This window comes from Hydrogenophaga sp. (genome assembly GCF_051860785.1).
Taxonomy (GTDB): domain Bacteria; phylum Pseudomonadota; class Gammaproteobacteria; order Burkholderiales; family Burkholderiaceae_C; genus Hydrogenophaga.
On the sequence record NZ_JBIMLB010000001.1, the window covers coordinates 281,491 to 293,948 of the forward strand.

General features: G+C 64.7%; 10 protein-coding genes. 2 read left to right on the forward strand and 8 right to left on the reverse strand.

What is annotated here, in order from left to right; translation table 11 throughout:
* Positions 1 to 13 precede the first annotated feature (13 nt).
* Positions 14 to 1,099 (forward strand): DUF3426 domain-containing protein, encoded by a 1,086-nt coding sequence (locus ACTIF6_RS01325; RefSeq protein WP_439586198.1) that lies wholly within the window; start codon positions 14 to 16, stop codon positions 1,097 to 1,099.
* 16 nt (positions 1,100 to 1,115) lie between these two features.
* On the forward strand, positions 1,116 to 1,997 hold the full coding sequence (locus ACTIF6_RS01330; protein WP_439586199.1) for a carbohydrate kinase family protein: 882 nt from the start codon (positions 1,116 to 1,118) through the stop codon (positions 1,995 to 1,997).
* A gap of 65 nt (positions 1,998 to 2,062) precedes the next feature.
* On the opposite strand, the gene ACTIF6_RS01335 is transcribed toward ACTIF6_RS01330, so the two are convergent.
* The 8 genes from ACTIF6_RS01335 to ACTIF6_RS01370 all read right to left on the reverse strand — a co-directional run bounded on the left by ACTIF6_RS01335 (position 2,063) and on the right by ACTIF6_RS01370 (position 12,409).
* Entirely contained in the window at positions 2,063 to 2,578 is a 516-nt protein-coding gene (locus ACTIF6_RS01335) for a histone H1-like DNA-binding protein (protein ID WP_439586521.1), read from the reverse strand.
* Between the two features lie 231 nt (positions 2,579 to 2,809).
* A complete protein-coding gene (locus tag ACTIF6_RS01340) occupies positions 2,810 to 3,994 on the reverse strand; it encodes a ribonucleotide-diphosphate reductase subunit beta (protein WP_439586200.1) in 1,185 nt (394 codons plus the stop codon).
* 142 nt (positions 3,995 to 4,136) lie between these two features.
* Complete coding sequence (locus ACTIF6_RS01345) at positions 4,137 to 6,989, reverse strand: ribonucleoside-diphosphate reductase subunit alpha (protein ID WP_439586522.1); 2,853 nt, start codon at positions 6,987 to 6,989, stop codon at positions 4,137 to 4,139.
* A 467-nt stretch (positions 6,990 to 7,456) separates the two neighbouring features.
* Positions 7,457 to 8,071 carry a 1,6-anhydro-N-acetylmuramyl-L-alanine amidase AmpD gene (ampD, locus tag ACTIF6_RS01350; RefSeq protein ID WP_439586201.1) on the reverse strand — a complete coding sequence of 205 codons (615 nt, stop codon included), beginning with the start codon at positions 8,069 to 8,071 and terminating at the stop codon, positions 7,457 to 7,459.
* Positions 8,061 to 9,551: a sigma-54-dependent transcriptional regulator gene (locus ACTIF6_RS01355; protein ID WP_439586202.1), complete on the reverse strand. Its 1,491-nt coding sequence runs from the start codon at positions 9,549 to 9,551 to the stop codon at positions 8,061 to 8,063. Before ACTIF6_RS01355 ends, ampD begins: the two co-directional genes overlap by 11 nt.
* Positions 9,548 to 11,350: a sensor histidine kinase gene (locus tag ACTIF6_RS01360; RefSeq protein ID WP_439586203.1), complete on the reverse strand. Its 1,803-nt coding sequence runs from the start codon at positions 11,348 to 11,350 to the stop codon at positions 9,548 to 9,550. Before ACTIF6_RS01360 ends, ACTIF6_RS01355 begins: the two co-directional genes overlap by 4 nt.
* Position 11,351: 1 nt before the next feature.
* Complete coding sequence (locus ACTIF6_RS01365; protein ID WP_439586204.1) at positions 11,352 to 11,597, reverse strand: PP0621 family protein; 246 nt, start codon at positions 11,595 to 11,597, stop codon at positions 11,352 to 11,354.
* An 11-nt stretch (positions 11,598 to 11,608) separates the two neighbouring features.
* Positions 11,609 to 12,409 carry a cytochrome C assembly family protein gene (locus ACTIF6_RS01370; protein ID WP_439586205.1) on the reverse strand — a complete coding sequence of 267 codons (801 nt, stop codon included), beginning with the start codon at positions 12,407 to 12,409 and terminating at the stop codon, positions 11,609 to 11,611.
* Positions 12,410 to 12,458 lie beyond the last annotated feature (49 nt).

Sequence of the window (12,458 nt, forward strand, 5' to 3'; positions counted from 1 at the left end):
CAATAATCGGCGCATGAGTTTCACCACCCGTTGCCCCGCGTGCGGAACGATGTTCAGGGTCGTTGCCGACCAGCTGAAGATTTCCGAGGGCTGGGTGCGCTGTGGTCATTGCGCCGATGTCTTCGACGCCACGCTCTACCTGCAACCCTGGACGGCGCCGGGGACCTCCACCGAACCCGATGATCAGACGCGGATCGCGTCCGAGCCTGAACCCGAGTACGACCCCGATAGCGAGCCCGAAACCGCCATCATGGAGGATTCGGAGATGTCGGGCGAGTGGGGCGAACTCGAAGGTTCGCGCAGGGTTCATGACGTGCCCGAAGCGTTGCCCCCGCCGCCTGCGGCCCCCGTGGTGGAGTCGCCTGCTTCCGGGTACGAGGATTCCGAACCGTCGGATTTCCACACCGATCTGCAGCGGTTCGCTGCCGGCGTGGGGCGGGCTGGTGATCCGGAATTCGAGGACTCCTCAGGCGGGATTGCAGCAGAGGTCAGTGCCGCTGCCGAAGCCGCGCGCGGTGTTCCCAGCACGAACTCTGGCGCGCCGGATCTGAAGGAGAGCGAACTCGAAGATCCGCAAGCCGTGCCCGGTTTTGTCCGCCAGGCGCGCCGCCGCGCGTTCTGGTCGTCACGGGGCATGCGCGCCGTGCTGGCCGTGCTGGCCTTGCTGCTCGGTGCCTTGCTGCTGGGGCAACTGGCCCTGCACGAACGCGACCGGCTGGCGGCGGCGCGGCCCGATCTCCAGCCCTTGCTGCAACGCGCCTGCCATGCACTGGGTTGCCAACTCGCGCCGGTGCGTCGCATCGACGCCATTGTCATCGACAGCACCGCGCTGGTCCGCCGGCTGGGCGACTTCTATTCGTTCGATCTGGTGCTCAAGAACACCACCTCGATGCCGCTGGCCCTGCCCGCACTCGAACTCAGCCTGACCGACACGCGTGATCAAGTCATTGCGCGCCGCGTCTTCCTTCCCGAGGAGTGGCCCGATGCGCCTTCCCTGTTGCCCGCCCAGGGCTCGGTCAGCGTGAGCCTCCGGCTTGCGCTGTCACTGGGGGATGCCACGCCCATGGCAGGCTATCGAGCCCTGGTTTTTTATCCCTGATCACGGAAATCTTCCCATGCCCATTCTTGTTTGCGGTTCATTGGCCTTTGACACCATCATGACGTTCGAAGGACGCTTTGCCGAGCAGATCCTGCCCAGCCAGTTGCACATCCTCAATGTGTCCTTCCTCGTCCCCGGCCTGCGTCGCGAGTATGGGGGCTGCGCCGGCAACATTGCCTACGGCTTGCGCCAGTTGGGTTCGCAGGCTGTGCCGCTGGCCATGCTGGGCAACGATGGGCAGGAATACCTGGAGCGATTGCAGGCGCTGGGTGTGGACACGCGACACGTCTCGACCACCACTGAGAGCTACACCGCGCAGGCCATGATCATGACCGACCGCGACAACAACCAGATCACCGCGTTCCATCCGGGTGCGATGTCGATGGCGCACGACAACCCGGTGCCGCAGCGCTCCGACCTCGCGGTGGCGATCATCTCTCCGGATGGCCGCGACGCCATGCTGACCCATGCGCGCCAGTTGCATGCGGCCGGCGTTCCCTTCGTGTTTGATCCGGGGCAGGGACTGCCCATGTTCAACGGGGAGGAGCTGCGCCAGTTCATCGAGCTGGCCACCTGGGTTACGCTCAACGACTACGAGGCGCAGATGCTGTGCGATCGCACCGGCCTCACGCTCGATGCCATCGCTGCGCAGGTGAAAGGGCTCATCGTCACGCTGGGTGCACAGGGCTGCGATGTGTGGGACGGCGCGAGCAAGGTGCACGTGCCTGGTGTGGTCGCTTCGGAGGTGGTGGACCCTACCGGTTGTGGCGACGCGTTCCGCGCGGCGCTGCTGCATGGCCTGGAGCAGGGCTGGCCCCTGCAGCGTTGTGCCGAGCTCGGCAACCGCATGGGCGCGACCAAGATCGCCAGCCGGGGTGGCCAGAACTACACGATCTAGGCCTTCCAGAAACGAAAAAGCCCGGCGCTTTCGCGCCGGGCTGCAGGGTCATCTCAACGAGAGACTCAAGGCTTGCTGGACGTGGGGAACGGCCAGGCAGCCTGAGGGTTGAGTTTCGTCTGCGCCGCAGGTGCTGCAGCAGGGGCTGCCGGCTTCTTGGCCGGCTCAGCTTTTTTTGCTGGGGCTGCCTTTTTCGCAGGGGCCTTCTTCGCAGCGGCCTTTTTCGCAGGAGCCTTCTTGGCAGGGGCCTTTTTCGCAGCGGCTTTCTTCGCCGGCGCTTTCTTGGCAGCAGCCTTCTTCGCAGGCGCCTTTTTCGCGGCGACCTTCTTGGCAGGCGCTTTCTTGGCTGCGGCCTTCTTCGCCGGAGCCTTCTTCGCTGCGACCTTCTTGGCCGGAGCCTTCTTCGCAGGAGCTGCCTTCTTCTTGGCCGGTGCGGCCTTCTTCGCCGGGGCCTTCTTCACAGCGGCTTTCTTGGCCGGAGCCTTTTTGGCCGGAGCTGCTTTCTTCGCAGCGGGTTTCTTGGCCGGAGCCTTCTTAGCCGGTGCGGCCTTCTTGGCCGGGGCTTTTTTTGCAGTTGCCATTGTTTTCTCCTTGATCAAGTTGCAAAGAGCACTTCATCCGGTCTTGTTGCCGGTGAAGTGATTCAGCGCCCTGGAGCCGCGTGGATGCATCCGCGGCTGGCCCCAAGGTGTTGAATCCTGTGACAAGACCCCGCCACCGGCGCCATCGCGTCGGGTACAGGGTCTTGAATGAACGGTACACATTTCAATGTCAGGTTTTACGGGCAATGCAGCCCCGGCTGTCGTGTGGCATCAATCCCAGGAAAGAGCCCCGCCGGACTGGTATTCGATCACGCGGGTTTCAAAGAAATTGCGTTCCTTCTTGAGGTCGATCATCTCGCTCATCCAGGGGAACGGGTTTTCTTCATTCGGGAACATCGGCTCCAGGCCGATCTGCGTGGCGCGCCGGTTGGCGATGTAGCGCAGATAGCCCTTGAACATCGAGGCGTTGAGGCCGAGCACGCCGCGCGGCATGGTGTCTTCGGCGTAGCGGTACTCGAGTTCGACGGCCTTGAGGAACAGTTCCTTGATCTCGGCCTTGAACTCGCTGGTCCACAGCATCGGGTTCTCCATCTTGATCGCATTGATCAGATCGATGCCGAAGTTGCAGTGCATGGACTCGTCGCGCAGGATGTACTGGTACTGCTCGGCGGCTCCGGTCATCTTGTTCTGGCGACCCAGCGCCAGGATCTGCGTGAAGCCGACGTAGAAGAACAGTCCCTCCATCAGGCAGGCGAACACGATCAGGCTCTTCAGAAGGCGCTGGTCGGTCTCGGGCGTGCCGGTGTGGAAGTTCGGGTCCATGATCGCCTCGATGAAGGGGATCAGGAACTGGTCCTTGTCGCGGATCGACTGGACTTCGTTGTACGCGTTGAAGATCTCGGACTCGTCCAGGCCGAGCGACTCCACGATGTACTGGTAGGCGTGCGTGTGGATCGCTTCCTCGAAGGCCTGGCGCAACAGGAACTGGCGGCATTCAGGTGCCGTGATGTGGCGGTAGGTGCCCAGCACGATGTTGTTGGCGGCCAGCGAATCGGCCGTCACGAAGAAGCCGAGGTTGCGCTTGACGATGCGACGCTCGTCTTCGGTCAGGCCGTTGGGATCTTTCCAGAGCGCGATGTCGCGGCTCATGTTCACTTCCTGCGGCATCCAGTGGTTGGCGCAGGTGGCGAGGTATTTTTCCCAGGCCCACTTGTATTTGAAGGGCACCAGTTGGTTGACGTCGGTCTGGCCGTTGATGATGCGCTTGTCGGCCACGTTGATGCGGCGCGCGGGCGCGGCCGTGGCGGCCTTGGGTGCAGAAGCGATGGGGGCCGAAGCGGAGAAGATGGGAGCGCGCTCACTGGACAGTGAGTCTTGCAGGCCCGACATGCTGTGAGGCAGTGGGCTGGTCGCTGGCTTCGATGAGGGCGTGATGTGGTCGTCCCAGGTCAACATAGATTTGTCCAATGCTCGGATTATCAAAGTGTCTGCTTGAAATGCAAAGTGATCATGTGCGTTGAGCGCAATTTGTGTTGCGGTGTTGCATCGAATGCGAGTCGCATGGCATCGCATCCATGTGCGTCAACGCACACACGCATCACTGGCAAGCCTCGCATCCTGGATCGTCGATCGCGCAGAACTTGATGTCGGTTGCAGGCGCGGCATCGATCGTCGGCGCACTCGGCGCAGCCGCTGGTGCGGCAACAGGACTGAGCGACACCGCGTTGAGCTGACCGGTACGACCGGTCGATTTTTCGATCTGAGTGGCAGAGGTGGTGCGCAGGTAGTAGGTGGTCTTGAGACCGCGCAGCCACGCGAGCTTGTAGGTGTCGTCGAGCTTCTTGCCCGATGCGCCGGCCATGTAGATGTTGAGGCTCTGCGCCTGGTCGATCCACTTCTGGCGGCGTGCTGCGGCTTCTACCAGCCACAGCGGTTCGACCTCGAATGCCGTGGCGTACAGCGCCTTCACTTCCTGTGGCACGCGGTCGATGGGACGCAGCGAGCCGTCGAAGTGCTTGAGGTCCATGACCATCACGTCGTCCCACAGGCCCAGGCGCTTGAGATCCTTCACCAGGTAGCTGTTGATGACCGTGAACTCGCCCGACAGGTTGGACTTCACCGAGAGGTTGCCGAAGCAAGGCTCGATGGACGCGTCCACGCCGATGATGTTGGAGATGGTGGCGGTGGGCGCGATGGCGACGCAATTGGAATTGCGCATGCCGTCGGCAGCGATCTTCTTGCGCAGCGCATCCCAGTCCAGCGTGCTGGAGCGGTCCACGTCCACATACCCGCCGCGTTCACGGGCCAGCAGGTCCAGCGTGTCGGAGGGCAGGATGCCCTTGTCCCACAGCGAGCCGCGGTAGCTGGCGTAGCGGCCGCGCTCACGGGCGAGTTCGGTGGACGCCCAGTAGGCGTAGTAGCAGACGGCTTCCATGGAGCGGTCGGCGAACTCCACCGCTTCGTTCGAGGCGTAGGGAATGCGCAGTTCGTACAGCGCATCCTGGAAGCCCATCACGCCCAGACCCACGGGGCGGTGGCGCATGTTGGAGTCGCGCGCTTTCTTCACCGCGTAGTAGTTGATGTCGATCACGTTGTCGAGCATGCGCATCGCCGTCTTGATGGTCTTCTGCAGCTTCTCATGATCGATCTGGCCACCCTTGACGTGCTGCAGCAGGTTGATCGAACCCAGGTTGCAGACGGCGGTTTCGGTGTCGCTGGTGTTGAGCGTGATCTCGGTGCACAGGTTGGAGCTGTGCACCACACCGGCGTGCTGCTGCGGGCTGCGCACGTTGCAGGCGTCCTTGAAGGTGATCCAGGGGTGGCCGGTCTCGAACAGCATCGAGAGCATCTTGCGCCACAGGTCGCTGGCAGGCACCTTGCGGTAGGGCTTGATCTCGCCACGTGCGGCCTTTTCTTCGTAGGCCAGGTAGGCCTTCTCGAAGTCGGCGCCGAACAGGTCGTGCAGGTCGGGCACGCTGTTGGGCGAGAACAGGCTCCACTCGCCTTTTTCCATCACGCGCTTCATGAACAGGTCGGGAATCCAGTTCGCCGTGTTCATGTCGTGGGTGCGGCGGCGGTCGTCGCCAGTGTTCTTGCGCAGCTCCAGGAACTCCTCGATGTCCAGGTGCCAGGTTTCCAGGTAGGTGCAGACGGCGCCCTTGCGCTTGCCGCCCTGGTTCACGGCAACGGCCGTGTCGTTCACCACTTTCAGGAAAGGCACGACGCCTTGCGATTCGCCATTGGTGCCCTTGATGTGGGAGCCGAGGGCGCGCACGCGCGTCCAGTCGTTGCCCAGGCCGCCGGCAAACTTGGAGAGCAGTGCGTTTTCCTTGATCGACTCGTAGATGCCGTCGAGGTCGTCGGGCACGGTGGTGAGGTAGCAGCTGGAGAGCTGCGAGCGCAGGGTGCCGGCGTTGAACAGGGTGGGCGTGGACGACATGAAGTCGAACGAGGACAGCACCTCGTAGAACTCGATGGCGCGGGCTTCGCGGTCGATCTCGCCCAGCGACAGGCCCATGGCCACGCGCATGAAGAACGACTGGGGGAGCTCGATGCGCGTCTTGCGCACGTGCAGGAAATAGCGGTCGTACAGCGTCTGCAGACCGAGGTAGTCGAACTGCAGGTCGCGCTCGGGCTTGAGTGCCGCACCCAGGCGGTCCAGGTCGAACTGCAGAAGCTTCTCGTCCAGCAGGTCGTTGGCCACGCCCTTCTTGATGAACGCCGGGAAGTACTCGGCGTAGCGTGCACCCATCTCGGTGGAAGGCACTTCCTCGCCCATCACTTCCTTGACGATGGTGTGCAGCAGCAGGCGAGCGGTGGCGTAGGTGTAGTCGGGATCTTTTTCGATCAGCGTGCGCGCGGCCAGGATGGACGCCTTGTAGACCTCCTCGATCGGCACACCGTCGTACAGATTGCGCTTGGTCTCGGCGACGATCGGGTCGGCCTTGACGTCCTTGCCCAGGCCCTTGCAGGCGTCTTCGATCAGGCCCTGGAGGCGCTGCAGGTTCAGTGGCACGCGCTCGCCGCCATCGATCACGTGCAGCGTGGGCTCGGCCGGCTGGGCGGCTTCGGCCTGGTGGGCGCGTTCCTGGGTGCGGCGCTCGCGGTAGAGCACGTAAGCGCGGGCCACTTCATGGTGACCGCTGCGCATGAGGCCGAGTTCGACCTGGTCCTGCACGTCTTCTATATGGAAGGTACCGCCGCCTGGGCGCGAGCGCATCAGCGCACGGGCCACATTCTGGGTGAGTTCATCCACCGTTTCCCGCACGCTGGCCGAGGCCGCTCCCTGCGTGCCGTGCACGGCCAGGAAGGCCTTCATCATGGCGACGGCGATCTTGCTGGGTTCGAACGGCACCACGGCGCCATTGCGGCGGATGATCTGGTAGTGGGCGAAGACCGAGCTGCTCGCTGCCGGCGAAGCCGTGCCAGGCGTACCGGCGGTGGGCTGCATCTGGGCCTGCGCGGGAGTGTGGATGGGAGAAGCGGTCAGCATGGTTCCTCTTTCATTTGTTGTGTGGTGACTGCACCGGATGCGCGGCGTCAGGGGATGGATGCGTGGTTGCGGTGCCGTCGTCAGTGCAGGGCGCGCTGAGGCTCGACGAAGGCCACCTGAAGGCCAGCGTTCAGGTGGTGCCGATGCGGGACGGGGGATGTTCCAAAACTCACACTGCACACTATATCTGGTGTACGGCCCCCATTCAAGCCACTACAGGTAGTGTTTGAAAAAAACCAACTAAGGGTATGACGTCTGCAAGTTTTGGGGATGATCTTGACCAGGGCCTTGTGTTCGCGTGGTAGCGCTGGCGTGGACTCGCTGTGCCATGGCAAAGGCAATGTCGGCGCGCTGTCCGGGGCGATTTGTGGCGGTATGCCGCGCCGTTGCGTGGCTGTCTGGCCCGCGGTTGTCGACTGGGCAGCTCAGCGTGAAGGCCATGTCCGTTTGTCGCCAGCAACAGACTCGGGAAAACACCCGGCCACCCAACCGAGTTCGCGGCGCAGTCGCATCCAGTCAAAACCGGGTCCAGGATCCTGCTTGCGCTGCGGTGCGATGTGTTCGTGCCCCGCGATGTATTTCACCGGGTAGCGAAGCGCCAGTTCGGTGCACAGCCTGGCCAGCGTCTGGTATTGGGCCGGCTCGAAGGTATCGCCTTCGAGGCCTTCGAGTTCGATGCCAATCGAATCGTCGTTGCGGTTGTCGCGCCCCTGCCAGTGCGACGCCCCGGCATGCCATGCACGAGCTTCCACGTCGACGAACTGCACCAGCTCGCCATCGCGCCGGATGACGAAATGGGCCGACACCTCCATGCCCCGAATCTGCTCGAAGTAAGGATGTGCCTTCCAGTCCAGCGTGTTGGTGAACAGCTGTTCCACCTCGGGACCACCGTACTCGCCAGGTGGCAGGCTGATCGAGTGGACGACGATGAGATCGATGTGCGCGCCGACGGGTCGCGCACCATGGTTGGGCGATGCGCAGTGGCGAGCGCTCAGCAGCCATCCACCACGCCAGGAGGTTGGTACCTCCTCAGGTGGCATCGTCGTCGGCGGTTGGCATGGCGATGCCCAGCCGCTGGATGCGGTAGCGGATCTGCCGCAGGTTCAGGCCGAGGCGAGCGGCGGCAGCGGTGCGGTTGAAGTCGCATTCGCGCAAGGCCTTGAGCAGCACCTGGCGTTCCTGCTCGTCCAGGTAGGCCTGAAGATCGGCGGGAATGTGCTCGGGTGGACGGGATGCCTGTGCCCCCGGTGCACCGTGCTCGGGCAACTGGTCGGGCTGCGTCGGCACCTCGGAAGGGTCGTCGGCATCGCCGAAATCCTCGGGCTCCAGGGTCTCGCCGCTGCTGAGCGCGAGCGCGCGTTGCAGCAGGTTTTCCAGTTCGCGCACGTTGCCGGGCAGTTCCCTGGCCTGCAGCCAGGCCAGCGCGCGCGGTGACAGCGCGGGCACACTCTGCGCGGACTCGGCGCACAGGCGGGTGAGCAATGCACCCACCAGGCTGGCCAGGTCTTCCCGGCGCTCGCGCAGCGCGGGTGTGCGCAGCTCGATCACGTTGAGGCGGTAAAACAGATCCTGTCGGAACTGGCCCATCTGCACCAGGGCAGTGAGATCGCGGTGGGTGGCGCTGACCAGCCGCACGTCCACCGACTCTTCCTGCACGCCGCCGAGCGATCGCACGCGCCGTTCCTGGATCACGCGCAGCAGCTTGGCCTGCATGGCCAGCGGCAGGTCGCCGATCTCGTCGAGAAACAGCGTGCCTCCACGCGCGGCCTGGAAGTAACCCTCGCGGTCCTGCGTGGCGCCGGTGTAGGCGCCCTTGCGCGCGCCGAAGAATTCGGCTTCGATGAGGTTTTCCGGAATGGCGCCGCAGTTGACGGCCACGAAAGGTCCGGTGCTGCGGTGACTGCAATCGTGCACCGCGCGGGCGACCAGCTCCTTGCCGGTGCCCGACTCACCCAGGATGAGCACAGGTGCCATGCTGGTAGCCACCTTCTCGATGCGCCCCTTGATCTGCACGATGCTGGGCGAGTGGCCCACGATGCGGTTGAGCGACTGCACGCCGCTGGGCGCAGACACCAGCTTGCGGCTGGCTTCGCCGCTGGCGGCCGTTGTCGCCGTGGTCGATCCGTTCGAGCCCGCCAGGGGTCGCCGGCTTTGCACGGCCGCCGTGACCGCACCCCGCAACTGCTTGAGGTCGACCGGCTTGGTGAGGTAGTCGAAGGCGCCAGACTTGAGGGCTTCGACCGCGTTCTCGGCAGACCCGTACGCGGTGATGACGATGCATTTCTCGCCGCGCTGTTGCTCGCCCATTTCGCGCAGCAGTTCCAGGCCCAGGCCATCGGGCAGGCGCATGTCGGTGATGAGCACGTCGAAACGCCGCTGCGCCAGCCACTCGCGCGCCTGCGTCAGGTCGGGCGCGGCCACCACCGCATGGCCTTCGCGCAGCAGAGTGAGTTCGTAGAGCGTGCGCAGGTCGGGTTCGTCGTCGACGACCAGCACCGAGGCGGGGGTAGCGGCGGTCATCGGGTCGCCAGGGGAGGGTCACCCGAGAGCGTGCTGCCCTGGACCTCGGAACGCGAGGCCAGGGAATCGACCACCGGGTAGGACAGACTCTGCTGCACCGGCTGATGGCTGCCCGGGACTGCCGACGAAGCCGGCATGAGGATGTAGAATTCGTTGCCTTCGCGCTGGTCCAGCCGGGTGCGCTGGTAGGCGATTTGCGCGCCGTAGCGTTCGCACAGCTCGCGGCAGATGTAGAGCCCCAGCCCGCTGGATCGGCTTTCGGACGAAAAGAAGGGCTCGAACAGATGGCGCATCACGCTGGCTTCCAGTGGCTGGCCATCGCTCCAGATCGACATGCGGATGTGGTCGCTGCCACTGGGCTGGGTGATCACGCGGATCGACGAAGGCTTGCCGCTGGCATGGCGGATGGCGTTGTCCAGCAGGTTCACAAGCAGGCGACGCAGGTGCTCGGGGTCGAAGCCCACGTGCGCGGCGGGTGCGTGGGCGTGCACGCCCAGGGTGCGCTGGGCCTGGTTCTGCCGCGCCCATTCGTGGGTGATCTGGCGCACCATCTGATCCAGCGGCAGCGAGGTCGCGGCGCCCACGCCCTGACTGGGCTGGGCCCGCGCCACATTGAGGATGTCATCGACGATGCGCGAGAGGCGTTGCGCGTTCTGCTCGATCATGCTGGTCAGGCGCTTCTGCCCCGGCTCGCGTACTTCCTCGTCCAGCAAGGCGTTGGCCTGCGAGATGGCCGAGAGCGGATTGCGGATTTCATGCGCCACGGCAGCCGACATGCGCCCCATGGAGGCGAGCTTCTCGGTGCGCACGCGGGCCTCGACCTCGCGCAGGTCTTCCAGGAACAGCACGCAAAGACCTGAGCGCCGACCACCTTGCGCCGTGAGCTTGGTGCGCGCGTGCAGGCGCTGGCTCGGCCGTTCCTCGTTGTCGATGGTGGTTTCGGCCTCCAGCGACTGACCCGAGGCGAAGGTTTCGTGCACCAGCGCGGCCAGGTGGTGCCAGCTCGATCGGGCCGATAGCAACAGCTTGGCGGGTTGGGCCGAGACCTCGCCCAGCAGCATGGCCTGTGCCGCCGGGTTGGCGTTGCGCACCACGCCGTGCGGATCCACCACCAGCACGCCCACGCTCAGACTTTCGATCACCAGTTCGTTGACCTGGGCCTGTGCGCGTGCAGCCGCCTGGCTGCTGGCGGCCAGCGCCTCTTCGCGTGCCAGACGCAGCGCGAGCTGGTTGGCCAGCACCGCCACCAGAAAGAACCCCGTCCCGGTCAGGCCGGTCTGCAGGAAGCGCGCGGTGGACACATCGCTCAGCAAGGGCGCGCTCAGCCAGGCCTCGCCCAGCAAATAGAGCGTGACGCTTGCGGCCGTGGCCAGTGCCAGCATGAGCGGCCCCAGGATGGAGGCCAGCAGTACCGGGAGGGCGAACAACGGGGTGTAGTTGATGCCGCCGATCTGGAAGAACTGCAGCAGCGCGAAGACCACCACATCGACGCCAATGGTCAACAGCCATTGCACGTGCATGGGGCGGCCTTGCTCGACCGGTTTCCAGAAAAACAGCGCCACCAGGGTGGCGCACAGGTGCAGCGCGCACAACAGCACCAGCCAGTCCGGGCCGCCGGTCTTGGTGACCACGACGAAGACCTGCAGCGCCAGCAGCACGCTGGCGATGAAAACGCGCGCCCGCATGAACGCCCGCCACAGCCGCACGAAGGCGCGCATGCGCTGTTCCCGGCTCTGCGTGGTACTCCCCTCGAAGGCGGAATACCACGAAGGGGCGAACTGCGAGCTTTCCCTGGCCATGTCAGTGCGCGTTGGCTTCGTGTTGGCGCTGGTGCTCGAGGCTGCAGTACACGCCATCGCGACCGCGCACCGCCTCGGTGTCCGGCAGATGGGTGCCGCATTCGAGGCAGGCCACCATGATGGCCGGCGTGTTCGGTTTCCGGGGAGATGCCTTGGGGGGGGCGGCATCGCTCCGATCGGTGAGGCGGTTGTTGCGCCATATATAGAAGGCGATCAGCACAACGGCCAGAACGAGCAGGTATTTCATGTCGACGGGCCTTAGCTGCGTTGCAGCAGCACTTCAAGCACGAACCGCGAGCCAACGTAGCCCAGCAGCAGGAAACCCGCTGCCACGTACAGGGTGCGCACGGCCACGCGACCGCGCCAGCCGAGCTGCCAGCGACCCCACAGCAGCACACCCATGGTGAGCCAGGAGAGCACCGAGAAGGTGGACTTGTGGTCCCAGACCCAGCGGTGGTTCATGCTTTCGGAGAAGTACCAGCCTGCCAGCAGCGTGGCGCTGAGCAGCGCGAAGCCAGCTGCCACGAGGCGGAAGGTCAGGCGCTCCAGCGTGAGCAGGGGCATGGAGGATTCTGTGGCGGTGCCCAGGCGCATGGCGCGTTCGGCACGCTGCATCAGCCACGCGTGCACCACCGCCGCGGCGATCAGGCCATACGAAGCGATGCCCAGGGCCCAGTGCAGGGGCAGCCAGTTCGAGCGCAGCGTCGGGTACGGTGAGCCGGGAAACACCAGGGCGAGCAAGACGACCAGGGTGCCCAGAACGGCCAGCACCCAGCGCGCGCGCATCTGCGGGAACAGGCGGCTTTCGACCAGGTAGACGGTGAGCACCAGCCAGGCGGTGATCGAGAGGGCGGGCGCGAAGCCGAAGCGCGCGGGTTGCTCGAACAGGCCGAGCACCAGCACCACCAGGTGCAGCAGCCAGGCCAGGCTTAGCAAGACCCGGCTCTGGGCGGCGGACATGCGGGCCTGTGCCACTGCCAACCCGGCATAGGCCAACGCCGCGAAACCGGACAGCACGGTGACCGGCAGGCTGGACGCAAGCGCGGACAAGAGGCTCATCCAGGGGTACTTTGATCAGGCTCTAAAATCATCCGCACAGTTTAACGGG